Source organism: Streptomyces sp. ALB3 (assembly GCF_044385685.1).
Taxonomy (GTDB): domain Bacteria; phylum Actinomycetota; class Actinomycetes; order Streptomycetales; family Streptomycetaceae; genus Streptomyces.
On the sequence record NZ_JBISCE010000046.1, the window covers coordinates 416,174 to 440,324 of the forward strand.

Here is a 24,151-nt window from a genome sequence, read left to right on the forward strand (position 1 = left end):
GATCCTACGGGGCAGGCATTCCCCAACTGGCGCACCGGCTCCGTCAGGGCTCTCAGGGGCGGGTGTAGGAATGCGTGAGCAGCAGCTGACCCTTTGCCGAAGGCGCGGTGTCCACGCAGGCAGCATCGACGACATAGGCCTGGACACGGCTCGAGTCGTTCGGATGGGGTAGCACGACGAGGAAGGCGGCGGTCCCCTGGTAGCTGCCCCTCTGCAGAGCCAGAGCGGGTGCGTCCCGGCCGGTGCCCTGCAGCACGCAGAGAGGGACGTCGATGACCGGCGTCCGGAACGGAGTCTGGGGAGGCGTGTTCCCGGGAGGCGTGTCGCCGGGGGACGACTTGGTGTCCAAAGATGGCTTACCCGGGTCAGTGTCCGGAGTTTCTGCTGCCCTGGTCCCGCGCAGAAGCGTATGGACACGGTCTTCCAGCGTGTCCGCCGAAAAGCTTTCCTGGCTCTTCTCGGCGGCGCTCACTCCATGATCGGCCATGGTTCCAGCCGATTTCTGAGACGGCTGGAGCGACTGGAGCAGGAGAACGCTCATGCCGACGGCCGCCGCGCCGAAGGCTGTACCGAGGATGACCGTGCGCCGCCGGGGGCGGCTCGGCCTCCGGCCGGGCCCGGTGGCTCCACGAGGCCGGCCTGCGGGCCGAAGCGCAGTCGCGCCCTCCGGCGCTGTTTCACGTGAAACAGCCACTGCTCCGGACGGGGCGGGACGGGCAGCCGCTGCTTCCGCCGCCAGTGCTGCGTCGATCCGGTCGGCTACGTCGTCGGGCATGGGCTCGCGGACGGGTAGACCCGTGCCCAGCAGCGACCGGATTTCTTCGAGCGAGGCATGGATCTCACCGCACTCCGGGCAAGCGTCGATGTGACGGCGGAGTACGACCGCCCGGGTCGGTGGAAGCAGGCCTTCGGTGAGGTCGGAGATCTCCGAGGCATCCGGGTGCTGAGTTGTGTCAGCTGTGGATGTCATGCGAGCCCACCTCCACCCTTCACAGCAGCAGGGTCGCCGTCGCCTGCGTCTCTTGGTTCTGACGCCGGTGGGACGGATGGCCCCTGAGTCCGGTTCCTTTCCACCCAGCCGCCCTCGTCGTCTCCTCTGGGGCTGCGTAGATGGGTCAGCAAGGGAAGCAGTCTTGCCCTACCCCGCGCGCAGCGGCTCTTCACTGTGCCGGTCGGTACGTCGAGGATGCGCGCCGCTTCGGCCACGGGGTAGGCCTGCATGTCCACAAGGACGAGCGCCGCGCGCTGCTCGACGGGCAGGGTGGCAAGGGCTGACAGAAGCTCGCGGTGCAGGTCCTGCCGTTCGGCTGGAGCCTCAGCGGATTCATGGGGCTCCATGAGCTGATCGAGTCGCTCAGTGTCGTCGACGGGAGCAGTCCTGCGTGAGGCCGTCTTTCGGGCACGGTCGAGGCAGGCGTTGACGGTGATCCTGTGCAGCCACGTGGTGACGGCCGACTGGCCGCGGAAGGTATGAGCCGCTCGGAACGCGGAGACGAGAGCGTCCTGCACAGCGTCCGCGGCCTCCTCGCGGTCACCGAGAGTCCGGAGGGCCACGGCCCAGAGGCGGTCACGGTGCCGTCGCACCAGCTCGCCGAAGGCATCTGTCTCGCCCGCGACGTGCTGGGCAAGGAGTTCCTGATCACTGGTGCCGGCAAATCTGACGTCGTCCAACGGTGAGCCCCCTCCCCCTGCTGCCGTCAGTTCGTGATCTTGACGTCCGAAACCTTGCCTCGATACCTGCCGTCGTCACTACTCAGCGGCAGCTTGGTCAGCCAGAGCAGAACGTACCGTGCCCGCACCGGCTTGTCCGGCTTGAGGGAGACCTTTGTCCCGGATCCCTGTGCGACTGAGGTGAACCCGCCGGGCGCCTGGGGGACGGATGACGCTTCGGTGGTCCTCAGCTCGACCGAGGTGCTGCCGCCGGCGAAGGACACGTCGACGTTGCCGACGTCCTGGACCTTGCCCAGGTCGAGGACGATTCCCACGCCGTCCTTGAGGTTGCCGAGCTCGGTGGTGAAGTAACCGTCGGTGTTCCAGTACGAGCCGGGATCCCCGTCATAGGCGTTCGCTGTGGAGGCGGGCTTCTCGGAGCCGTCGCCGAGCGGATCGTAGTCCTGGGCTCCCACGATGGTGACGGGCTTGCTGGGCGCGGCGGCGTTCTTGTCGTCGCTCCCGCCTTCGGTCGTCTGCGTCGGGGACGGCTCTCCGGAGTCGTTGCTCCGGTCGAGGACGGTTTCCGCCAGCTGCCAGCTCCCGAGACCCAGTGCCGCGATGAGCAGAGCGGACACCGCCCATTTGAGTGCCTTGCCCGTACGGCTCTGGAGAGGGGGTGGAGGGGCCGAGATGACGGGCTGCGTTGCTGAGGTGGGTCGTGCCGACGGGCGCCCGTAGGTGCCCTGCTGATACGTCGTGCGCTGGTACTCGGGCGGTGCTGTGAAGGCGGGCTCCGGAGGGAGGACCCGCGGCATGACCGCGACGGCCTTCGCCAGCTCGTCCGGAGTGGTGCACGGTTGCTCCTGCCGTGACGCGGTGGCGCCGTCGTTGGCGAGCGCGCGCATGGCGAGTTCCGACAGACCTCGATGTACACCGGCCCGGACCTGGTCCGGGGGGATCAGGCCGAGATCCTTGGGGAGCCCGGTCAGGCCGTAGGCATCGCTCTCGTAGGGCCAGCGGCGGGTCAGGGCGGCATAGAGGAGTGCGCCGATGGCTTCGGTGTCCGTGCGCAGTGGCTGGTCGGAGGTGATGCCGCGCAGGGCGGCGTTCACGGCCAGCCCGCGGATCCGGTACTGGCCGGTCGAGCTGCGCAGCACGGCACCGGGTGTCAGGCGGAGATGCGCGAGCCCTTCGCGGTGTGCGGCGGCCATGGCCTGGGAGATCTGGCTCACGAGCTGGTACGCGTCGTGGGCTTCCATGGGCCCGGCGGCCAGCAGTGCGGTCAGCTCCGTGGCGTCGGGGAGCCATTCGTGGACCACGTAGACGAGGTCGTCCTCCTCCACGGCGTCCAGGACCTGGACGAAGCGGGGGTCACCCAGCAAGGCGGAGGAGCGGGCCGCAGCCAGCACGGAGCGGGCGCGCGGATGCTGAGCGGGCAGCAGATGCACACCCACCGCGCGGCGCAGCTTTTCGTCGACAGCACGCCAGCTGCTGAATCCGTCCAGCCGGGTGATGCATTCCTCGAGGCGGTAACGTCTGGCCAGCTTGTGACCGCTGTGCAGGTCGGGCGACGCCGGTACGGCGTCCGCGCCGTCACGCGCCGTCGCCTCGTCCTGCGAGCTTGCGCCCTCTTCGTCCTGGGTTTGTGCCGTTCCGTCGGTCGTGGCCGCGTCCGCCTTGGCGGTCAACGGCTCGTCGCCGCTGTTGTCGGCCACGTCGACAGCAGCCGTGCTACGTTCCGCCACCGTCGTTCCTGCCTCCCCATCCGTTGCGCGATGCCAGCCAGCCAGCTCTGCACAGTCACGCCAATTGTGCCCACACTCCGGCGCTATGCACGACACGCGGTGTCCAGCGATGGTTGTGCGGCTCGCGGCGTGTTCAGCGTCCGAGCCGTCCCCGGACCATCCCGACCATGCCGTTGAGCTCCTCGATACGCATCTTCTTCGCAGCGACGAAGAAGACGCCCAGCAGGACGACGCTGCCACAGACCAGCGCCACCACCGACCCGCCGGCGCCATCGCCGAGGGCCTTCAGGAGAGCGAAGCCCACACCGCCGCCGACCACTGCCGCGGGGATCGCGGCGAGGCAGAGACGGGCGTAGGTGCGCACTACACGGGCACCGTCGAGGTCACCGCCGAGCCGGCTGCTCAGCCGTCGCCAGGCGATGCCGACGCCCACCGCGTAGGCCAGCCCGTAGGAGGCCGCCATTCCCACGACTGCCCACTGGGCCGGAAGAATCACGTAGCAGAGGGCAGAGGCTGCGGCATTGACCGCTGCGACGATGACCGTGTTGTAGAAGGGCGTGCGGGTGTCCTCGTACGCGTAGAAGCCACGCAGCACGACGTACTGCACGGAATACGGGATGAGGCCGAGGCCGAAGGCCATCAGGATGAAGCCCATCGACCGTGCGGCCTCGGTGCCGCTCGAGGCGTAGAGCAGGGTGCACATCGGCAGGCCGAGTGCGAGGAAGGTGAAGGCGACCGGCACGATGGCCACCGCCGAGTTGCGAAGTCCCTGCGAGATGTCGTCGCGGACGGCCCCGGGGTCGTCGTCATGGGCGGCGCGGGAGATGCGGGGCAGCAGGGCGGCCATGACCGAGACGGTGATGATGGCCTGAGGCATGCCCCAGATCAACTGGGCGTTGGAGTAGGCGAGGAAACCGGTGCCGTCCATGCCCGAGGTCTTTCCGGCCGCGGTCGCCAGCTGCGTGACGACGATGACGCCGGCCTGGTTCGCCAGGACGAAGAGGACCGTCCACTTGGCGAGCTTGATCGTCTTTCCGAGTCCGTGCCCCTTCCAGTCGAAGCGCGGACGGAAGCGGAAACCCGCCTCCCGCAGGTACGGGATCATGGCCAGAGCCTGAACGACAAGGCCGAGCAACGTACCGATGCCGAGCAGACGGACGCCCTCGGCGGGGATCGTCTCCACCCCCATCCGGGATTCGGCCGAGGAGCCGTAGACCCAGACGAACAGGCCGAACGTGATGATCATGACGATGTTGTTCAGGACCGGGGTCCACATCATCGCGCCGAACTTCCCGCGCGCGTTGAGGATCTGCCCCATGACCACGTGCACGCCCATGAAGAAGATGGTCGGCAGGCAGTAACGGGCGAAGGTGACGGCCACGCTGTTCGCGGCCACGTCGTTCGCGATGGTCGGGGACATCATGTGGATGAGCCACGGAGCAGCGAAGACGGCGATCCCGACGATCACGCCGAGAGCGACCATGACGAGTGTCAGCAGCCGGTTGGCGTAGGCCTCGCCGCCGTCCTGGTCGTCCTTCATGGACCGGACCAGCTGGGGAACGAAGACCGAGTTGAGCCCGCCGCCCACCGTCAGGATGTAGATCATCGTCGGCAGGGTGTACGCGATGGTGAAGCTGTCACCGAGGAGAGCCGCACCCAGCGCAGCGGTGATCACCAGGCTGCGGACGAAGCCGGTGAGCCGGGACACCAGGGTTCCTGCTGCCATCAGCGCACTGGACTTCAGTATCCCGGCGGCCCTGCCACCGGACTTCGGCGGCGCGGACGCCGGAGCCGCTTCCGGTTCGGCAGGAGGACCGGAAGGCCGGCCCGAAACTTCCTGGTCGCGGAAGAGGTGAGCGAAGGCGTCCTGTTCCCCACGGTGGTCGGACGCCTGTGTGACGAGGTCGTCCAACCCCACGTACTGGGTGGTCGCGGCGTTGTCGCCGTACGGAAGGTGCCTGGAGGGGCCTGCGGGCTCCGGAGGCGGCGTCTGGGCCCAGATACGGGGATCGGGGGCGTACTGGGCCGCAGGAGGCTGCTGGTAGAGCGCCTGCGGCTCCTGATAGGTGCCGGGAGGCGGTGGGGGATGTGAGGCGCGGTCGTAGAGCGCCTCGGCCACGGGGTCCTGCGCGGCGAGGTCCTGTGAGCGGTACGGATCGTGCTCGTAGGCGTGCTGGAGGTAAGGGTCGGGCGCCTCCCCGTCCTGGTCGGCGCCCGGTGGCACCGGCGGACCACTGGAAGACCCAGCTCCGCCCGCGCCTCGGCCGCGGTCACCGTCGTACGGCGCGTTCATCGAAACCCCACCTCATTGTCCCCGGCCGACAGGCCCCGACAGACATCGCTCAACGGTCCACTTTCTCACCCGGGCCCGATGGGTCACCGCTTTCCGGACCGGTGTCCGGCGTCGGGTCACTCGGCTGCTCGGGTTCGCCGCCGCCATTCTCCGCTGCGCCGCCCGCGACGGTGCGCTTGCGGTGGGTGTACATCCTGATGCCGGCCAGGACCAGCAGCAGCAGCCCACCCGCGATCACCAGGAGGACCGTGGGCGTGACTTCCGAGACCTTCACGGTGAAGGTCATCTCTTCGCCGTACGGCGCCCCGTCCGCGGTGAAGAGCCGTGCCGTGACCTGTGCCTGACCGTTGGCATTGGCCGAGGCGTCGAATTTCACGGACTGGCTGTGCCCGCCCGCGATCTCGACGGGTTGTTCGGCGACGGCGCCGCCGTCGTTGAGCTTGAGCCTGGTGGCGTTGCCCGATGTGAGGCGGAGTACGAGGTGATCGACACCCTGCACCAGTTTGTTCTGCACGGTCACAGGGATGGTCGCGCTGCGTCCGGACAGTGTCACGTCCGACTTGGTGATCAGCTGGACCTCGTTGGTGAGGCCCTGGAGGTAGGTGCGGACCGCGTCGCGGTACCGCTGAGCCTCCACTGGCTTGCCGCGCCACGAGGTGGACACGGAGCGGTTGATCGCGTTCCCGAAGGGAGTCACCACCCGGTCCGGCTGAGTGAGGATGACCTGGAAACTGTTGAGCGAGTCCTGTGTCGTCCTGATGTCCTGGAAAGCCTGGGTGGGCAGCTCCTGGCTCCGCAGCTTCTTCGGGTAGAGGGAGGCCCTGGGGACCTTGGTGGTGGCCGCCGCGTCGGGTTTCTGGTCAGCTGCCGCCGTCAGGTCGAGAGGCTGCGTCCAGTGTTCGGCTGTGAGGGCCTGCAGGGCCCGTGCCATCGTCTGTGCCTGGGCGGCGGTGGGCATCCGCTGCGGGGCGACGACGATGCTGCGTTCCTTGTCCGGGGCCTGCTCCGTCACTGCCAGCGTCTGCGCCAGGAACTTCTGTACGGCGAGCGTCGAGGCACCGGACCTGGACATGTCGCCGGTGAACGCCGTGGAGAGCCGGTGATCGGCCACGACAGCGGTGGTGCCGCCACCGATCGGGCGGGCCGATGTCGGTGTGTAGGGCAGCCCGCCGGTCTCCGGGAAGCTGTCACTGCGGGCGATCACCTTGTGTGCGCCGGCCGAGGTGGCGACGTCCACGACCGAGGGGTCGATCGCACCGTCCACAGGCCACGCGAAGTCGGTGGACGGCTTGACGTGCAGGACGGTCTCCACCGTCGTGGCGGCGACCTCGGTCGCCGTCTGCAGGTGGCTCAGGGCGCCCGAGACGTTCTTGCCGCGGTGGGCGATGGAGGCGAGATCAGGGTCGGCGAACGGAAGGGCCACCACCTTCCCGTCCTTCACAGCCGCTTGCAGGTCCGTGAGCCACTTCTTGGCGATGGCCTGGTTCGTCCCCGCGACGGTGGTGTCGCCGACTTTGACGCGGTAGTTCTTCGTCATCGCGTCGACCGAAGCCAGCAGATCCGGATCGATCACCCATGTCACAGGGAGCTGGCGCCCCAGCGAGACCAACTGTTCCAGGCGGCCGCCGGGGGCCAGCTCCAGTGCGAGATCGTCATTCGCGAACACGGGAGTCTGCTGTTCGTCGGAGCCCGTCTCGGCTGTGACGTGTGCCGAAGCGATCAAGGGCCAGAGGAACGTGAGCTTGGTCCTGCTCCTGGTGTCCTCCGGCTGCCACGGCAGGAAGGTTCTCTGGATGCCGAGCACCTGGTCGTAGGCGTAGTCGGTGGTCCGGCCCGTGACGGACACACCGAGCTGGTAGACGCCTTCGGCGTCCAGGTCCAGCTTGTCCACCGGAACGGCGAGGGTGAAGTCCTGGCTCACCCCGGACGCGAGCTTGGGGACCTTCAGCGTGTACGAGCCGCCGATCCTGGCCGGGTCACTGCCGGGCTGGTATCCGGTGCGCTTGGCTGCCGTGTCGATCGCCCCTCTGCCCGACAGCCTCGGACCGACGCGCAGGTCGACCTCGGCGTCCGTGACCGCCTTCCCGCCCTTGTTGGTCAGGGTGCCGGAGACAGTGAGTGTGTCGCCCTCGACCGGGGCACTCGGAGCGAGCGTGTCCAGGGACACATCAACGGTGCGCGAGCCGGTCGGAGCCTTGGCCGACCCCTCCGCCTGCGCCGAGGGCGCTCCGGGTCCGGCCAGGAGGCCGACGGTCAGCGGTACCCCGACGAGCAAGGAGGCCGTACGCCGGAGCCACCGGCGGGCAGGGGAGGTATTCATCCCCTGGAAGTCTGCCGCCTCGGCCACGCGTATCCGTCCCTCGTCGTCGTCAGCTGGTGCCGGCGCTGCCGGTTTCTGCGTCCCCGCATGGTAGCGATGTGCCCGACGCCTGAGTGCCGGGGACCTTGTCCCATGATCGGGAGAGTCTGGCAGGGCCGGGAGAAACGATGCCGCCCGGACCGGTCGGTGCACGTACCCTTTTCTGTTGTGCCGAACGCCAACGAAGACAGCCCCCGTGCACTGAGCCAGGTGCAGCACCGCGCAGTCAGTGAACTGCTGCGGGTGTCCCCCGTCGCCGATGACCTCGCTCTCCGATTCGAGGAGGCCGGATTCGGCCTCGCCCTGGTCGGCGGGTCGGTCCGCGACGCGTTGCTCGGCAGGCTCGGGAACGACCTCGACTTCACGACCGACGCCCGCCCGGAGGACGTGCTCAAGATCGTCCGCCCCTGGGCCGACTCGGTCTGGGAGGTCGGCATCGCGTTCGGCACCGTCGGTTCGCAGAAGGACGGCTACCAGATCGAGGTCACGACCTACCGGTCGGAGGCGTACGACAGGACGTCCCGCAAGCCCGAGGTCTCCTACGGCGACTCGATCGCGGACGATCTCGTGCGCCGCGACTTCACGGTCAACGCCATGGCGGTCGCACTGCCGAGGAAGGAGTTCATCGACCCGCACGGCGGCCTTGACGACCTGGCCCAGCGGGTCCTGCGCACCCCCGGCACGCCCGAGGAGTCCTTCTCGGACGACCCCCTGCGGATGCTGCGCGCGGCCCGCTTTGCCGCGCAACTGGACTTCGAGGTCGCTCCCGATGTCGTCAAGGCCATGACGGACATGGCGGGTCGTATCGAGATCGTCTCCGCCGAACGGGTCCGTGAGGAACTCAACAAGCTTCTGCTCTCCAGCCACCCCCGCAAGGGTCTGGGACTCCTGGTGGACACCGGGCTGGCGGACCGGGTGTTGCCCGAGCTCCCCGCGCTGCGCCTGGAAAGTGACGAGCATCACCGCCACAAGGACGTCTACGAACACTCGCTGACGGTCCTCGAGCAGGCCATCGACCTGGAGGAGGACGGCCCGGACCTCGTACTGCGTCTCGCCGCCCTGCTCCACGACATCGGGAAGCCGAGGACGCGGCGCTTCGAGAAGGACGGCCGGGTCTCTTTCCACCACCACGAAGTGGTCGGCGCGAAGATGGCCAGGAAGCGGATGGCCGAGCTGAAGTACTCCAACGACATGGTCAAGGACGTCTCGAAGCTGGTGGAGCTGCATCTGCGTTTCCACGGTTATGGCGACGGTGAGTGGACCGATTCCGCGGTGCGCCGGTACGTGCGCGATGCAGGTCCGCTGCTGGACCGCCTGCACAAGCTGACGCGCTCCGACTGCACCACGCGGAACAAGCGCAAGGCGAACGCTCTCTCGCGCACCTACGACGGGCTCGAGGAGCGCATCGCGCAACTGCAGGAACAGGAGCAGTTGGAGGCCATCCGGCCCGACCTGGACGGTAACGAGATTATGCGCGTCCTGGGCGTGGGCCCCGGGCCTGTGATCGGTAGGGCCTATGCGTTCCTGCTGGAGCTGCGACTGGAGAACGGCCCGATGGAGCCCGATGCGGCGGCCGCGGCCCTCAAGGACTGGTGGGCCGCGCAAAGCTGAGCCGACTCCTGGCGAGTGGCTCTGCGGGCGAGCCGCCACGTTTCACGTGAAACATGAGCATGCTGGGTGGGGCGCAAGCGCGAGTGGGCACGAAGCGGGAGGGGCGTTGTTTCACGTGAAACAACGCCCTTCACTCATTCCGCGGGTCGAGCACGCTGAAGTTCGTCGCTTACGCGTCGTCGACGGAGTATGGCCACTGAGACGCACGCGTAGAGCGCGGCTACGGCGAGGACCACGACGATGGACCGCCCGTCAGGTGGGAGCGCGAGGGCCGATAGGGCTGCGGCAGCGACGAAGGCGACGTTGAACAGTACGTCGTAGAGCGAGAAGACCCGGCCGCGGTAACCATCGTCCACGGTTGTCTGTACCTCGGTGTCCGTTGCGATCTTCGACCCCTGGGTCACGAGCCCGAGAACGAAAGCGGCTGCCAGCATCGGGGCAGGGGCGAACGGCAGTCCCAGTGCCGGCTCCAGGAGGGCGGCCGCTCCGGCGCACCCAGCCAGCCATCCGTGCCGCCCGAATCGGCCGACTGCCCAGGGTGAGATCACGGCGGCTGCGAAGTAGCCCGCCGCCGAGGCGCCGAGCGCGAGGCCGAGGAGAGCCAGGCCGTCGGACTCACTGTCGGACCAGGCATAGCGGCAGAGCATCAGCACCATGACGGTCAGTGCTCCGTAACAGAAGCGGATGACCGTCATGGCTGCCAGCGCGTGCGCCGCGTCCTTTCGCTCGGCCAGATGGCTCAACCCCGCGACGAGCCCCCGGGTGGTAGTGGCCAGCGCCTCCCTCAGTCGCACGTGGTGCAGGCTGCGATCCGGTCCGAGAAGTGTGCGCGGCAAGGTCAGGGAGACCAGTGCCGAGAGGAGGTAGAGGACCGCGCCCAGCAGTACTACTGCGGCGTCGGACCCGTCTGTCAGTAGCCGGATCGCCAGGGCGAGGCCCCCGCCAGCCGTAGCGGCGAGCGTGCCGGCCGTCGGGGAGATGGAGTTGGCGAGGACGAGCCGCTCGGTGTCGACGACGCGAGGGAGTGCAGCCGAGAGTCCGGCCAGCACGAAGCGGTTGACGGCCGTGACACAGAGGGCTGAGGCGTAGAAAAGCCAGTCAGGAACGGAGCTCAGGAGAAGCGCAGCCGTGCAGCAGGCGAGTGTGGCGCGCAGGAGATTGCCGTACACGAAGACCTGGCGGCGTGGCCAGCGGTCCAGCAGCACTCCGGCGAACGGACCGATCAGCGAGTACGGGAGCAGGAGCACGGCCATGGCCGAGGCGATGGCGCCCGGAGTCGTCTGATTCTCCGGCGAGAAGACGACGTAGGTGGCGAGGGCGACTTGGTAGACACCGTCGGCCGACTGGGAGAGAAGTCGTACGGCGAGCAGGCGACGGAAGTACCGAAGGCGCAGAAGTACGCCCAGATCACGCACGACAGGCATGTGTGCAAGGGTCACACAGGTGGGGGGTCACCGGGCGCATTGCCCGGGGACCCCCCACCTGCCGAAGCGTCACTGAAGCAGCGACCGCCTGACTCAGCGCTCGACGTCGCCGCTGATGAACTTCTCGACGTTCTCGCGGGCCTCGTCGTCGAAGTACTGGACCGGCGGGGACTTCATGAAGTACGAGGACGCGGAGAGGATCGGGCCGCCGATGCCGCGGTCCTTGGCGATCTTCGCAGCGCGCACGGCGTCGATGATGACACCGGCGGAGTTCGGGGAGTCCCAGACCTCGAGCTTGTACTCCAGGTTCAGCGGGACGTCACCGAAGGCGCGGCCCTCGAGGCGCACATACGCCCACTTGCGGTCGTCGAGCCAGGCCACGTAGTCCGACGGGCCGATGTGGACGTTGTCCGCACCGAGCTCGCGGTCACGGATCTGCGAGGTGACGGCCTGCGTCTTCGAAATCTTCTTGGACTCCAGGCGCTCACGCTCGAGCATGTTCTTGAAGTCCATGTTGCCGCCGACGTTCAGCTGCATGGTGCGGTCCAGGATGACGCCCCGGTCCTCGAAGAGCTTCGCCATCACGCGGTGCGTGATCGTGGCGCCGACCTGCGACTTGATGTCGTCACCGACGATCGGGACACCGGCCTCGGTGAACTTGTCGGCCCACTCCTTGGTGCCGGCGATGAACACCGGGAGGGCGTTGACGAACGCGACCTTGGCGTCGATGGCGCACTGCGCGTAGAACTTCGCAGCCACCTCGGAACCGACCGGCAGGTAGCAGACGAGGACGTCGACCTGCTTGTCCTTGAGGATCTGGACGACGTCGACGGGGGCGTCGGCGGACTCCTCGATCGTCTCGCGGTAGTACTTGCCCAGGCCGTCATGGGTGTGGCCGCGCTGAACGGTCACGCCGGTGTTCGGCACGTCGGCGATCTTGATGGTGTTGTTCTCGCTGGCGCCGATGGCGTCCGCGAGGTCGAGGCCGACCTTCTTCGCGTCGACGTCGAAGGCGGCGACGAACTCGACGTCACTCACGTGGTACTCGCCGAACTGAACGTGCATCAGACCGGGCACCTTGCCGGCCGGATCGGCGTCCTTGTAGTACTCGACGCCCTGCACCAGCGAGGCGGCGCAGTTGCCTACGCCGACGATGGCTACGCGAACCGAACCCATGCCGATTGCTCCCTGTGTGTTTCGGTGTTTCCCCGACGACGCCTTGCGGGGTCTGCGGGGATGTCACTTCGTGTCGTCGGACGGATCCGGCCGGGAGTTTTCGTCCCGGTGCCGGGGCAGGCCGTCCGTGTCTCCTGATGTGTGGTGCTGATTGGAGCTCTCGGGCGAGGATCGTCGCTGATCCCGTCCCGACCGCTCGCTCTCGATGAGCTCGTTCAGCCAGCGCACTTCGCGCTCCACGGACTCCATGCCGTGTCGCTGAAGCTCAAGCGTGTAGTCGTCGAGTCGTTCGCGAGTGCGGGCAAGAGAGGCACGCATCTTCTCGAGGCGCTCCTCCAACCTGCTGCGACGTCCTTCGAGCACGCGCATCCGCACCTCGCGCTCGGTCTGCCCGAAGAAGGCGAAACGAGCCGCGAAATGCTCGTCCTCCCAGGAGTCAGGGCCGGTGTGCGAGAGCAGCTCCTCGAAGTGCTCCTTACCTTCCGCCGTCAACCGGTAGACGATCTTGGCGCGGCGCCCGGCCAGGGAGGACGCGGGAGCGACCCCACGACCCGCGGCAGGTGGCAGCGCCGGAACACTTCCCGGTTCCTCGATCAACCAGCCGTTGGCGACCAGCGTCTTGAGGCAGGGATAGAGGGTGCCGTAGCTGAAGGCGCGGAAGATGCCCAACGACGTGTTGAGGCGCTTGCGCAACTCGTACCCGTGCATGGGCGACTCGCGGAGCAGGCCGAGTACGGCGAATTCGAGGATGCCGGAGCGTCTGCTCATCTTCGCCCCCCTTCGCCTGGTGCTTCCGCAGGTCGTCGACACCTCGTATGCCGTGCTGATGTATCGACTCGATACATCAGCACGATAGATCGACTTGTGATGTTCGACAAGGGGGCGGTTCGTGAGCGGCGTCACATCCCTGATTCATAGGGAGCGACTTGCGTAATTTGGGGTGAAGTTCGGTCCCCGGAGGTTTTTGACCGTGCGTAGTCTGTGCGGCATGCAGACCACCGGGAACCGTGAGACGCCGCCGTGCGTCAGTAATCGCGGACTGCCGGATGTACTGCGGGTGAGCCTTCCGCAGGGCTTGTCCGTAATTCGGGGGGACCGGATCTCAACTGCCGCTTCCAGGCGCTCTCGCCTGCCCGAGGAGTAGTCGTTCGATGAGCGAGCACCGTCGCAAAGCGCCACAACCGCAAGGTGGCGGGCGTGCAGCGGCCAGACGAGCCGCCCAACAGCCTGCTGGACGTCGCGCCGATCCATCACGCAGAGCAACTTCAGCATCACCTTCCGAAGCGCACGGCGAGGAGCCGTCGTACGGCGGCCGTGCCGAGGCCCGTCGCGCCGCCCAGCGTGGCGGAGGCAGGCGCCGGGGGGGTGGCGACAGCAGCGGGCACGAAGGCCGCGGCCGGGCCCGGGAAGGCTCCGGCAGGAAGCGCTTCATCGACTACCCGCGGACGGGTAAGCACGGATTCCGCCGCTGGGTACCGTCGTGGAAACTGGTCTCCGGTCTGTGCCTGGGCTTCCTGGGTCTCATGATGGGCGTGGCCGGCATCGCTTACGCCCTGGTGGTGCCGCCCGAGGTCAAGGACCTCGCCACGGCGCAGAACAACGTCTACTACTGGGCCGACGACAAGCAGATGGTCGCCACGGGTGGTTCGGTCAACCGCCAGTCGATCGAGTACGCCCACATCCCCAAAGCGATGCGGGACGCCGTCATCTCGGCCGAGAACAAGTCGTTCGAGACCGACAGGGGCATCGACCCCATGGGCATCGCCCGCGCCTTCTACAACATGGCCCGGGGAGGTGACACCCAGGGCGGCTCGACGATCACCCAGCAGTACGTGAAGAACTCCATGCTCACCCAGGACCAGACCCTGAGCCGTAAGTTCAAGGAACTCTTCATCACGCTCAAGGTCGGCGAGACAGTGGGCAAGAAGGAGGTCATGGAGGGGTACCTCAACGTCTCCTACTACGGCCGGGGCGCCTCGGGCCTCCAGGCGGCGGCACGCGCGTACTACGACAAGGACGCCACGGAGCTGAACCCGAGCGAGTGCGCCTTCCTGGCGACGCTGCTGAAGGGCGCGAGCTACTACGACCCCGCGGGCGCTCCTGAGGTCGATCCGGTGAAGGCCACGAAGGAGCAGAACACCAAGCGGGCCAAGGCACGCTGGAAGTGGATCCTCGACGAAGAGGTCAAGGACGGGCGGCTCAGCGCGGCGGAGCGCGCGAAGTACACGGACTTCCCGGATCCCATCCCGCCGAGGAAGGACGCCAAGCTGGGCGGTCAGACCGGATATCTGGTCGACCTCGCGACGAAGTACTTCCTCGCGCACAACAAGGCGGGCGTCACCGAGAAGGAACTGGCCCGGGGCGGGTACGAGATCCACACGACCTTCGACGAAGACAAGGTCAACGCTCTGGAAGCGTCCATCAAAGAGGTGTACGCCGCCAAGATCGATCCCGGGAAACGGCCCGACAAGGACACGCACGTCGAGTTCGGCGGTGCCTCGGTGGACACCAAGACGGGTGCGATCGTCGCCACGTACGGCGGCCAGGACGCGACGCAGCACTACACCAACAACGCCGACGCGACCGGCGCACAGGTCGGCTCGACGTTCAAGCCCTTCGTGCTGGCAGCCGCCATGCAGTACGGGAAGCGTAATCCCGAGCTCGGCCCCGACCAGGGCGAGTCGGAACGTACGCCCGTGTCACCCCAGAGCATCTACAACGGCGACAACAAGCTGAAGATCAACCAGTACAACGGCGCGGTCTGGCAGAACGAAGACGGCAAGGAGTGGCTCCAGACCAACGACGGAGACACGGACTACGGAGACATCAGCCTTCGCTACGCCATGCAGGAGTCCGCCAACTCCCCGTACGTCCAGCTCGGCATGGACGTCGGCACCGACAAGGTGAAGGACGCCGCCCTCGCCGCGGGACTGCGTGACGACCGGTACATGGCGGACGCGAGTGTCCCCTCGTTCTCCATCGGCACCTCCTCCCCGAGCGCCATCCGCATGGCGGGCTCCTACGCCACCTTCGCCACCAGCGGCAAGCAGCGGGAGCCCTTCTCGGTCACCGAGGTCAAGCACAAGGGCGACGTCATCTTCCGGCACGAGACGAAGACGGAGCCGGCGTTCCCGAGCATCGTCGCGGACAACGTCACCGACGTGCTGAAGAACGTCGTCGAGAACGGAACGGGTACGCCCGCCCAGATCCCGGGACGTGACGTCGCCGGCAAGACGGGCACCACCGACGGCAACAAGTCGGCCTGGTTCGTCGGCTACACCCCCCAGCTCTCGACGGCCGTCAGCATGTTCCGGATGGACGACGACGAGAAGGTGAAGAACCGCGAATTCCTGGAGATGTACGGCACAGGCGGTGAGAAGTCCATCCACGGTGCCTCGTTCCCCGCTCAGATCTGGCACGACTACATGACCGAGGCCGTGAAGGGCACGAAGGTCGTCAGGTTCCCGAAGCCGGAACCGTACGGCGAGACGCTGTTCGGCGGGGGCGCCACCAGCCCCAGCCCGACACCGAGCCCGACCCCCTCGCCCTCGGAGTCCAGCGAGGAGCCCGAGACGCCGTCTCCCACTCCGTCGTCCCCGTCCCCCTCGCCGAGCGAGACCTGTCAGCCGCTCGACTGGGAGTGCAGGAACAACCAGAACGGCGGGAACTCCAACGGCAACAGCCAGGGCGGGACGACGGACGGTTCCAGCGACGGTGGGACGGACGCCGGTTCCACTGACGGCGGGACGGACACAGGAACGACCGAAGGCACGGACGAGGGCACGGACCAAGGCACGACCGAGGGTGAGGGGAACGACCGCGGCGGAATCTTCGGTGGCGGTACGTAGGCCTCACTCAGAGCGGCGCCGGTGAGCCGTCGCTCCCGGCACCCTGACAGGGCTCCCCGGACACGTACGACAAGGGCCGTCGGCACCTTCCAGGTGCCGGCGGCCCTTTCGTGCGTCCCGGACGCGGGACACGCCCGCACACAGTGCGGTACGGCAGGATGTGCGGCATGCCAAGCGCAGAAGACACGAGCGTGCACCAGGAGCCGTCCGTCGTACCGCCCACACGACAGGACGAGATCGCCGCGGCGGGCAGCGAGCTGATCGGTGGTCCCGCGGGCCGCTGGGCGCGGTTCGGAACGGGCCCGCTCACACCGGTGCGGGTCATCACGCTCGTGACGATCGGGATGTTCGCGCTCGGCATGGTGCAGAAGCTCCCCTGCTACAACTGGGCGTGGTTCCGCGGCACCAGTTCGCAGTACACCCACGCGTGCTACTCGGACATCCCGCACCTCTACGTCGGACGCGGCTTCGCCGACGGCCTGGTGCCGTACCTCGACCGGCTCGGCGGCGACATGGCGTACCTCGAGTACCCCGTCCTGACCGGTCTCTTCATGCAGGTCGCGTCCTGGCTGACGCTGACACCGTCCTCGGACCCCGTGCAGCAGCGCGAGCAGATGTACTGGATGGTCAACGCGGGGATGCTGATGATCTGCGCCGTGATCATCGCGGTGTGCGTCGCCCGGACGCATCGCCGCCGCCCCTGGGACGGCCTTCTCGTGGCGCTCGCCCCGGCGCTCGCGCTCACCGCGACGATCAACTGGGACCTGCTGGCAGTCGCGCTGACGGCTGCGGCGATGCTCATGTGGTCCCGCGGCAGAAACCTGGCCTTCGGCATCCTCATCGGCCTGGCGACCGCCGCGAAGCTCTACCCCGTGCTGCTCCTGGGCCCCCTGCTGGTGCTGTGCTGGAGGGCCGGGAAGTGGCGGGAGTACGGGTCGGCGCTCCTTGGCGCGGCGGCAGCCTGGCTGGCGGTGAACCTCCCGGTGATGCTGTACGCCCCGGAGGGGTGGAAGAAGTTCTACACGTTCAGTCAGGAACGGCAGATCGACTACGGATCGTTCTGGCTGCTCATCACCCAGCACACCGGCCGGCCCATCGACGTGAGCACGGTGAACACGGCATCGGTCCTGCTGATGATCGTGCTGTGCGCGGGAATCGCCGGACTGGCGCTGACCGCCCGTCACCGGCCGCGCTTCGCGCAGCTGGCGTTCCTCGTGGTGGCCGCCTTCATCCTGACGAACAAGGTCTACTCACCGCAGTACGTGCTCTGGCTCATCCCGCTGGCCGCACTGGCCAGGCCGCGCTGGCGGGACTTCCTCGTCTGGCAGGCCTGCGAGGTCATGTACTTCCTGGGAATCTGGTTCTACCTCGCGTACACGACGAGCGGCGACAAACACCAGGGACTGCCGCAGGAGGGCTATCAGGTGGCGATCGCCCTGCACCTGCTGGGGACGCTCTACCTCTGCGCACTGATCGTCAGGGACATCCTGAGGCCGGAAGGGGATCCCGTACGGCGCGACGGCGCCGACGACCCCTCGGGCGGGGTGCTCGACTCGGCACCGGACCGGGTGGCACTCCTGCAGGTGCACCCCCATCCGGCCCGGCACACGGCACCCGCGGTCCAGGGACCGCGGGTGGAGTGGGGCACGGCGGGCCGAGCGGCCTCCGGCTGAGGGAGGCCGGGCCTACCGGTCCACGAGCCGGTCGAACTGGGTGGTGGTGTGCCGAAGATGGGCCACCAGTTCGTCGCCCACCTTGGGTTCCTGGGCGTCCGAGGGCACGAACAGGATCGACACCTGCATGTGGGGCGGCTCCGCGAACCAGCGCTGCTTGCCCGCCCAGACGAACGGTGAGAGGTTGCGGTTGACCGTGGCCAGTCCGGCGCGTGCGACGCCCTTGGCGCGCGGCATCACCCCGTGCAGCGCCTTGGGAGCCTCAAGGCCGACACCGTGCGACGTCCCTCCGGCGACGACCACCAGCCATCCGTCGGACGCGGCCTTCTGCTGGCGGTAGCCGAATCGGTCCCCCTTGACGACGCGCGTGACGTCGAGCACCGCGCCGCGGTACTCCGTCGCTTCGTGGTCGCCCAGCCAGAGCCGCGTCCCGATGCGCGCGCGGAAGCGGGTCTGCGGGAACTGCTGCCGCAGCCGCGCCAGCTCCTCGGCCCTGAGGTGGCTGACGAACATCGTGTGCAGCGGCAACCGGGCGGCGCGCAGCCGGTCCATCCAGGAGATGACTTCCTCGACGGCGTCCGAACCGTCCGTGCGGTCGAGCGGCAGGTGCAGGGCGAAGCCCTCGAGGCGTACGTCCTCGATGGCCGCGTGCAGCTGGCCGAGCTCCTCCTCCTTCACGCCGTGGCGCTTCATCGAGCTCATGCACTCGATGACCACGCGTGCGCCCACCAGGGCGTGCACACCGTCCACGGAGGAGACGGAGCGGATGACGCGGTCCGGCAGCGGCACGGGCTCCTCCCCCCGGCGGAAGGGCGTGAGCACCAGGAGGTCGCCGCTGAACCAGTCCTTGATGCGGGCTGCCTCGTACGTGGTCCCGACGGCCAGTGTGTCGGACCCGAAGCGGATCGCCTCGTCGGCCAGTCGCTCGTGCCCGAAGCCGTACCCGTTGCCCTTGCAGACGGGGACGAGACCGGGGAACTGGTCCAGGACGGACTTCTGGTGCGCCCGCCAGCGCGCGGTGTCGACGTAGAGGGAGAGCGCCATGGCCGGCCCGGAACCTTTCTGGTGGCTGCGGTGTGAAGGGGAGAGGGGATGAGCTGATGGATGGTGGTCGCGGGCGGTCAGCGGCGCGACATGTACATATCGAGTGCCTTGTGCAGCAGCTTGTTGAGGGGGAAGTCCCATTCGCCGACGTATTCGACGGCCTCGCCGCCGGTGCCCACCTTGAACTGGATCAGGCCGAAGAGGTGGTCGGTCTCGTCGAGCGAGTCGCTGATGCCACGGAGGTCGTAGACGGTCGCGCCCATCGCATACGAGTCGCGGAGCATCCTCCACTGCATGGCGTTGGAGGGGCGGACCTCGCGTCCGATGTTGTCCGAGGCGCCGTAGGAGTACCAGACGTGCCCGCCGACGACGAGCATCGTGGCGGCCGACAGGTTCACCCCGTTGTGCCGGGCGAAGTACAGCCGCATGCGGTTGGGGTCTTCGGAGTTGAGCACCGACCACATGCGCTGGAAGTACGAGAGCGGCCGCGGCCGGAAGTGGTCGCGCACGGCGGTGATCTCGTACAGACGCTGCCATTCGGCCAGGTCCTCGTAACCGCCCTGGACCACCTCGACACCGGCCTTGTCGGCCTTCTTGATGTTGCGGCGCCAGAGCTGGTTGAAGCCCTTGAGCACGTCCTCGAGGGAGCGGTTGGCCAGCGGTACCTGGAAGACGTAGCGGGGCTGCACGTCACCGAAGCCGGCCCCGCCGTCCTCGCCCTGCTGCCAGCCCATCTTCCGCAGGCGGTCCGAGACCTCGAAGGCGCGGGGCTCGATGTGGCTGGCCTCGACGTCACGCAGCCGCTTCACGTCGGGGTCCTGGATGCCCGACTTGATGGCGGCCGAGTCCCAGCGACGGATGACGACGGGGGGGCCCATCTTCACCGAGAAGGCACCCTGCTGCTTCAGGTGGGCGAGCATCGGCTGGAGCCACTCGTCCAGGTTCGGGGCGTACCAGTTGATGACCGGCCCCTCGGGCAGGTAGGCGAGATAGCGCTTGATCTTGGGCAGCTGGCGGTACAGGACGAGGCCCGCGCCGACCATCTCACCGTTCTTGTCGAACCATCCCAGGTTCTCCGAACGCCATTCGGTTTTGACGTCAGCCCACGCCGGGACCTGGCAGTGACTGGCCGAAGGCAGGCTCTGGATGTAAGCCAGATGCTGCTCTCGGCTGATGGTCCTCAGGGTCAGGCTCATGCGGGGCGCTCCTCGGCAGGTGTGTCCCCATCGGTCAGGGGCTCCGGCTCTCGCGCGAAGCCTACTGTGACCGAGGGGCGCCCGGCCTGGCCCCGTCCGGACCAGGCCGGGCGCTGCCCGCCTGAGATCGCCCGGCCGTGCACGGTGCGGGGCGTCCGGCCCCGCAGACCACGGCTGTGCCGGTCAGGTGATGACGCCGCCGAAGAGACCGCCGTGAGCCATGCCGAGGTAGAAGCCGACACCGGAAGCGCCGATGCCCATGATCAGGCCGAAGCGCTCCCAGGTGGTCCTGGAGATGTACTGCCCGTAGACACCGGTCAGGATGCCGATCAGCCCGGCCCACGAGCTGATCAGGTGCAGGCTGTGGAACATCGCCGTCACGAACGCGAGGACGCCGAGCACCCCGGTGACCACCATCAGCGCGTCCTGGCGCGGATGGGGCCTGCCGTCCGTCGCGAACAGGGAACCGGTGGCCGGACGGGCATCGGTGGTCCGGCGGTGGGCGGGCCGGGTGCCTGGGGAGCGGACTGTCTGTGCCATGAGCACCTCCTGGCGGGAAGGGCGGCGCACTGTAGCGCCTGTCACACCGCGTCTGTCTCGATTGTGCGCCCTGAACACCGGATTTCAACCGGAAGCCGGTCTGCGGGTAGTCTGTACGGTCTGCACCGGTGTCTGCCCTGAGCCAGCACTGCAGCTCCCCTCGACTTTCGAAGACGGGCGTTGTCAGTGGCGGCTGTTTTACTCGGAGACACTGTTGCTTACGCATCACGACCCTCCTGCCACGGAACGACCGTGGCCGCTGAGTCCAAAGGAGGTGGGTTCCACATGCGTCACTACGAGGTGATGGTCATCCTCGACCCCGATCTCGAGGAGCGAGCAGTCTCCCCGTTGATCGAGAACTTCCTCTCCGTCGTCCGTGAGGGCAACGGAAAGGTCGAGAAGGTCGACACCTGGGGCCGTCGTCGTCTCTCTTACGAGATCAAGAAGAAGCCCGAGGGCATCTACTCGGTCATCGACCTGCAGGCCGAGCCTGCGGTCGTCAAGGAGCTCGACCGACAGATGAACCTGAACGAGTCGGTCCTCCGGACCAAGGTCCTCCGTCCCGAGATCCACTGAGCATCTAGCTCAGCGGTCATCGGGTTCGAGTAGCAAGCAGCCAGAAGCAATCCCCGCCGAGAGGTTCACCCATGGCAGGCGAGACCGTCATCACGGTCGTCGGCAATCTCGTCGACGACCCCGAGCTGCGTTTCACCCCGTCCGGTGCGGCGGTCGCGAAGTTCCGTGTCGCGTCCACTCCCCGCATCTTCGACCGGCAGACCAATGAGTGGAAGGACGGCGAAGGCCTGTTCCTCACCTGCTCGGTCTGGCGTCAGGCGGCGGAAAACGTCGCGGAGTCGCTTCAGCGAGGCATGCGCGTCGTCGTGCAGGGCCGGCTGAAGCAGCGGTCCTACGAGGACCGTGAGGGCGTCAAGCGCACGGTCTACGAGCTGGACGTCGAGGAAGTCGGCCCCAGCCTGAAGAACGCCACGGCCAAGGTCACCAAGACCACAGGTCGCGGGGGCCAGGGCGGCCAGGGTGGATACGGCGGCGGCCAGCAGGGCGGCGGCAACTGGGGCGGCGGTCCCGGTGGCGGTGGCCAGCAGGGCGGCGGCGGTGCTCCCGCCGACGACCCGTGGGCCACCAACGCACCGGCCGGCGGCCAGCAGGGCGGGGGCCAGCAGGGCGGCGGAGGTGGCTGGGGCGGAAGCTCCGGCGGCTCCACCGGCTCCGGCGGCGGCTACTCGGACGAGCCTCCCTTCTAGGGCTGCTCGTACCCCACTTCTTGATCACACAGGAGAAACACCATGGCGAAGCCGCCTGTGCGCAAGCCTAAGAAGAAGGTCTGCGCTTTCTGCAAGGACAAGACCCAGTACGTGGACTACAAGGACACGAACATGCTGCGGAAGTTCATTTCCGACCGTGGCAAGATCCGTGCCCGCCGCGTCACCGGCAACTGCACGCAGCACCAGCGTGACGTCGCCACGGCAGTCAAGAACAGCCGTGAGATGGCGCTGCTGCCCTACACGTCCACCGCGCGATAAGGGAAGGGTGACCGAATCATGAAGATCATCCTCACCCACGAGGTCACTGGCCTCGGTGCCGCCGGCGACGTCGTGGACGTCAAGGACGGGTACGCCCGCAACTACCTGGTTCCGCGTGGCTTTGCCATTCGCTGGACCAAGGGTGGCGAGAAGGACGTGGCGCAGATCCGCCGCGCCCGCAAGATCCACGAGATCGCGACGATCGAGCAGGCCAACGAGATCAAGGCCAAGCTCGAGGCCGTGAAGGTCCGTCTGGCTGTTCGCTCCGGCGACGCCGGCCGTCTCTTCGGTTCCGTCACGCCGGCTGACATCGCCTCGGCGATCAAGTCTGCCGGTGGTCCGGACGTCGACAAGCGTCGCGTCGAGCTCGGCTCGCCGATCAAGACGCTCGGCGGACACCAGGTGTCCGTCCGTCTGCACCCCGAGGTTGCCGCGAAGCTCGGTATCGAGGTCGTTGCTGCCTAAGGGCGCAGCTCAGAAGAGCTAGATGAAGGGCCGCACCTCTGGGTGCGGCCCTTCGTCGTTCGGTTTCACGTGAAACAGCGTGAAACCACGTGAAACAGTTAGTCGGGCGGTACCCCGTTCGTGACGTGGTTCAGCGCGTGGCTCCGGTCACGAGCCAGCGGCCGGACCGCATGCGTATCCACAGCGTCGCGAGCCGAACGGTCATCATCAGGGTCATCGCCGCCCAGAGGGCGGTGAGGCCTCCTCCGAAGCTGGGGACGAGAACAGCGACCGGGGCGAAGACAGCAAGGGTGAGGATCATGGCCCATGCCAGATACCGGCCGTCTCCTGCCCCCATGAGCACTCCGTCGAGGACGAAGACCACACCGCAGACCGGCTGGGAAAGCGCTACTACCAGGAGTGCCGGCAACAAGGTGTCCTGCACGGACCCGTCGCCCGTGAACAGCGGGACGAACAGCGGTCTGGCAAGCACGATCACTACCCCGAGAACCACCCCGGACGCGATGCCCCACTGCACCATCCGGCGGCATGCCTCGCGTGCGCCCCGGATGTCGTCCGCCCCCAGGTAGCGACCGATGATGGCTTGCCCCGCGATGGCGATGGCGTCGAGCGCGAACGATGTGAGGCTCCAGAGCGACAGGATGATCTGGTGCGCGGCGATATCCGTGTCCCCGAGCCGTGCGGCGACAGCGGTGGCGATCATCAGGACTGCCCTCAGAGAGAGCGTGCGGACCAGGAGGGGGACGCCCGCTCGAGCGCTGGCTCTGATGCCCGCGGCATCTGGACGCAGCGAGGCCTTATGCCGACGCGCCCCACGCACTACGACGATCAGGTAGGCGAGCGCCATGCTCACCTGGGCGATGACGGTGCCCCATGCGGATCCTGCGATCCCCATTCCCGCCCCGTAGACGAGTCCGACGTTGAGGGCGCCATTGGCCGCGAACCCGCCGATGGCGACGTAGAGCGGTGTACGGGTGTCCTGCAGTCCGCGCAGCACTCCCGTGGCCGCGAGCACCACAAGCATTGCGGGGATTCCGAGGCTGGAGATGCGTAGATAGGTGGTTGCGTAGGGACTCGCCGTGTCAGACGTCCCAAAAACCTGGACCAGTTGCGGAGCCAGGGGGAAGGTGACGGCGACGACAACGGCACCGATCAGCAGGGCGAGCCAGATGCCGTCCATTCCTTGGCGGATGGCGGACGCGAGATCTCCTGCGCCGACCTGGCGGGCGACAGCGGCCGTGGTGGCGTAGGCGAGGAAGACGAAGATGCTCACCGCAGTCGTCAGCAAGGCTGCTGCCACCGCGAGGCCGGCCAGCTGCGGAGTGCCCAAGTGCCCGACGATGGCACTGTCGACCATGACGAAAAGAGGCTCGGCGACGAGCGCGCCGAACGCGGGGACGGCGAGGGCGATGATCTCGCGATCGTGCCGGCGGCGGGAACGCGGCTGGGCCGTGGGCACCTGGGTCATGGTGGCCAATGTAATCTTCCACAGGTAAGTGATGCAAGGCGCTTGGGATCCTTACGCTTCACTCGATTCCAGGTTGGATGGAAGGTCGTTTCCACTGATCTTGGGCTCAGGGCAG

19 protein-coding genes are annotated in these 24,151 nt (G+C 67.5%); 7 read left to right on the plus strand and 12 right to left on the minus strand.

Annotated elements, in window-relative coordinates; translation table 11 throughout:
- Positions 1-52 precede the first annotated feature (52 nt).
- The 5 genes from ACHFIV_RS31900 to ACHFIV_RS31920 form a co-directional block, all read right to left on the minus strand.
- A complete protein-coding gene (locus ACHFIV_RS31900) occupies positions 53-970 on the minus strand; it encodes an anti-sigma factor family protein (RefSeq protein ID WP_398976184.1) in 918 nt (305 codons plus the stop codon).
- A complete protein-coding gene (sigM, locus tag ACHFIV_RS31905) occupies positions 967-1,671 on the minus strand; it encodes an RNA polymerase sigma factor SigM (RefSeq protein WP_398976186.1) in 705 nt (234 codons plus the stop codon). Before sigM ends, ACHFIV_RS31900 begins: the two co-directional genes overlap by 4 nt.
- Positions 1,672-1,697: 26 nt before the next feature.
- The gene (locus tag ACHFIV_RS31910) at positions 1,698-3,398 is read right to left on the minus strand and encodes a serine/threonine protein kinase (protein ID WP_398976188.1); all 1,701 of its coding nucleotides are present in this window, start codon (positions 3,396-3,398) and stop codon (positions 1,698-1,700) included.
- Positions 3,399-3,531: 133 nt separating this feature from the next.
- Positions 3,532-5,691: a murein biosynthesis integral membrane protein MurJ gene (gene murJ, locus ACHFIV_RS31915; protein WP_398976190.1), complete on the minus strand. Its 2,160-nt coding sequence runs from the start codon at positions 5,689-5,691 to the stop codon at positions 3,532-3,534.
- A 49-nt stretch (positions 5,692-5,740) separates the two neighbouring features.
- Positions 5,741-8,038 carry a DUF6049 family protein gene (locus ACHFIV_RS31920; RefSeq protein ID WP_398976192.1) on the minus strand — a complete coding sequence of 766 codons (2,298 nt, stop codon included), beginning with the start codon at positions 8,036-8,038 and terminating at the stop codon, positions 5,741-5,743.
- Positions 8,039-8,218: 180 nt separating this feature from the next.
- Between ACHFIV_RS31920 and ACHFIV_RS31925 the strand changes: the two genes are divergently transcribed.
- A complete protein-coding gene (locus tag ACHFIV_RS31925) occupies positions 8,219-9,661 on the plus strand; it encodes a CCA tRNA nucleotidyltransferase (RefSeq protein ID WP_398976194.1) in 1,443 nt (480 codons plus the stop codon).
- Positions 9,662-9,795: 134 nt separating this feature from the next.
- On the opposite strand, the gene ACHFIV_RS31930 is transcribed toward ACHFIV_RS31925, so the two are convergent.
- The 3 genes from ACHFIV_RS31930 to ACHFIV_RS31940 form a co-directional block, all read right to left on the minus strand.
- Complete coding sequence (locus ACHFIV_RS31930) at positions 9,796-11,085, minus strand: MFS transporter (RefSeq protein WP_398976196.1); 1,290 nt, start codon at positions 11,083-11,085, stop codon at positions 9,796-9,798.
- A 93-nt stretch (positions 11,086-11,178) separates the two neighbouring features.
- Positions 11,179-12,261, minus strand: a complete 1,083-nt coding sequence (locus ACHFIV_RS31935) for an inositol-3-phosphate synthase (protein WP_365885285.1) — start codon at positions 12,259-12,261, stop codon at positions 11,179-11,181.
- Positions 12,262-12,324: 63 nt separating this feature from the next.
- Positions 12,325-13,029 carry a PadR family transcriptional regulator gene (locus tag ACHFIV_RS31940; RefSeq protein ID WP_398976198.1) on the minus strand — a complete coding sequence of 235 codons (705 nt, stop codon included), beginning with the start codon at positions 13,027-13,029 and terminating at the stop codon, positions 12,325-12,327.
- A 383-nt stretch (positions 13,030-13,412) separates the two neighbouring features.
- On the opposite strand from ACHFIV_RS31940, the gene ACHFIV_RS31945 reads away from it, so the two are divergent.
- Complete coding sequence (locus tag ACHFIV_RS31945) at positions 13,413-16,109, plus strand: transglycosylase domain-containing protein (RefSeq protein WP_398976200.1); 2,697 nt, start codon at positions 13,413-13,415, stop codon at positions 16,107-16,109.
- A gap of 167 nt (positions 16,110-16,276) precedes the next feature.
- Positions 16,277-17,782: a glycosyltransferase family 87 protein gene (locus ACHFIV_RS31950; RefSeq protein WP_398976202.1), complete on the plus strand. Its 1,506-nt coding sequence runs from the start codon at positions 16,277-16,279 to the stop codon at positions 17,780-17,782.
- Positions 17,783-17,794: 12 nt separating this feature from the next.
- Here the strand turns inward: ACHFIV_RS31950 and ACHFIV_RS31955 are convergent, their stop codons facing one another.
- The 3 genes from ACHFIV_RS31955 to ACHFIV_RS31965 all read right to left on the minus strand — a co-directional run bounded on the left by ACHFIV_RS31955 (position 17,795) and on the right by ACHFIV_RS31965 (position 20,562).
- Positions 17,795-18,826, minus strand: coding sequence for an alanine racemase (locus tag ACHFIV_RS31955; RefSeq protein ID WP_329230784.1), 1,032 nt, complete (start codon positions 18,824-18,826; stop codon positions 17,795-17,797).
- A gap of 77 nt (positions 18,827-18,903) precedes the next feature.
- The gene (locus ACHFIV_RS31960; RefSeq protein ID WP_033296787.1) at positions 18,904-20,022 is read right to left on the minus strand and encodes a lipid II:glycine glycyltransferase FemX; all 1,119 of its coding nucleotides are present in this window, start codon (positions 20,020-20,022) and stop codon (positions 18,904-18,906) included.
- A gap of 183 nt (positions 20,023-20,205) precedes the next feature.
- Positions 20,206-20,562, minus strand: a complete 357-nt coding sequence (locus ACHFIV_RS31965; protein WP_398976205.1) for a hypothetical protein — start codon at positions 20,560-20,562, stop codon at positions 20,206-20,208.
- A gap of 285 nt (positions 20,563-20,847) precedes the next feature.
- On the opposite strand from ACHFIV_RS31965, the gene rpsF reads away from it, so the two are divergent.
- The 4 genes from rpsF (at position 20,848) to rplI (ending at position 22,568) form a co-directional block, all read left to right on the plus strand.
- Complete coding sequence (rpsF, locus tag ACHFIV_RS31970) at positions 20,848-21,138, plus strand: 30S ribosomal protein S6 (protein ID WP_031090355.1); 291 nt, start codon at positions 20,848-20,850, stop codon at positions 21,136-21,138.
- Positions 21,139-21,209: 71 nt separating this feature from the next.
- Positions 21,210-21,824 (plus strand): single-stranded DNA-binding protein, encoded by a 615-nt coding sequence (locus ACHFIV_RS31975; RefSeq protein WP_398976207.1) that lies wholly within the window; start codon positions 21,210-21,212, stop codon positions 21,822-21,824.
- A 42-nt stretch (positions 21,825-21,866) separates the two neighbouring features.
- A complete protein-coding gene (gene rpsR, locus ACHFIV_RS31980) occupies positions 21,867-22,103 on the plus strand; it encodes a 30S ribosomal protein S18 (RefSeq protein WP_003967857.1) in 237 nt (78 codons plus the stop codon).
- A gap of 18 nt (positions 22,104-22,121) precedes the next feature.
- Entirely contained in the window at positions 22,122-22,568 is a 447-nt protein-coding gene (gene rplI, locus ACHFIV_RS31985; protein WP_014155197.1) for a 50S ribosomal protein L9, read from the plus strand.
- Between the two features lie 130 nt (positions 22,569-22,698).
- On the opposite strand, the gene ACHFIV_RS31990 is transcribed toward rplI, so the two are convergent.
- A complete protein-coding gene (locus ACHFIV_RS31990; protein ID WP_398976209.1) occupies positions 22,699-24,036 on the minus strand; it encodes an MATE family efflux transporter in 1,338 nt (445 codons plus the stop codon).
- Between the last annotated feature and the right edge of the window lie 115 nt (positions 24,037-24,151).

Bases quoted from the DNA above. Each gene is read 5' to 3' on its own strand.
- rpsF (WP_031090355.1), top strand. From the start codon at position 20,848: ATGCGTCACTACGAGGTGATGGTCATCCTCGACCCCGATCTCGAGGAG.
- rpsR (WP_003967857.1), top strand. From the start codon at position 21,867: ATGGCGAAGCCGCCTGTGCGCAAGCCTAAGAAGAAGGTCTGCGCTTTC.
- ACHFIV_RS31975 (WP_398976207.1), top strand. From the start codon at position 21,210: ATGGCAGGCGAGACCGTCATCACGGTCGTCGGCAATCTCGTCGACGAC.
- ACHFIV_RS31950 (WP_398976202.1), top strand. From the start codon at position 16,277: ATGCCAAGCGCAGAAGACACGAGCGTGCACCAGGAGCCGTCCGTCGTA.
- ACHFIV_RS31940 (WP_398976198.1), bottom strand. From the start codon at position 13,029: ATGAGCAGACGCTCCGGCATCCTCGAATTCGCCGTACTCGGCCTGCTC.
- ACHFIV_RS31955 (WP_329230784.1), bottom strand. From the start codon at position 18,826: ATGGCGCTCTCCCTCTACGTCGACACCGCGCGCTGGCGGGCGCACCAG.
- ACHFIV_RS31965 (WP_398976205.1), bottom strand. From the start codon at position 20,562: ATGGCACAGACAGTCCGCTCCCCAGGCACCCGGCCCGCCCACCGCCGG.
- rplI (WP_014155197.1), top strand. From the start codon at position 22,122: ATGAAGATCATCCTCACCCACGAGGTCACTGGCCTCGGTGCCGCCGGC.
- ACHFIV_RS31990 (WP_398976209.1), bottom strand. From the start codon at position 24,036: ATGACCCAGGTGCCCACGGCCCAGCCGCGTTCCCGCCGCCGGCACGAT.
- murJ (WP_398976190.1), bottom strand. From the start codon at position 5,691: ATGAACGCGCCGTACGACGGTGACCGCGGCCGAGGCGCGGGCGGAGCT.
- ACHFIV_RS31900 (WP_398976184.1), bottom strand. From the start codon at position 970: ATGACATCCACAGCTGACACAACTCAGCACCCGGATGCCTCGGAGATC.
- ACHFIV_RS31935 (WP_365885285.1), bottom strand. From the start codon at position 12,261: ATGGGTTCGGTTCGCGTAGCCATCGTCGGCGTAGGCAACTGCGCCGCC.
- ACHFIV_RS31930 (WP_398976196.1), bottom strand. From the start codon at position 11,085: ATGCCTGTCGTGCGTGATCTGGGCGTACTTCTGCGCCTTCGGTACTTC.
- ACHFIV_RS31960 (WP_033296787.1), bottom strand. From the start codon at position 20,022: ATGAGCCTGACCCTGAGGACCATCAGCCGAGAGCAGCATCTGGCTTAC.
- ACHFIV_RS31945 (WP_398976200.1), top strand. From the start codon at position 13,413: ATGAGCGAGCACCGTCGCAAAGCGCCACAACCGCAAGGTGGCGGGCGT.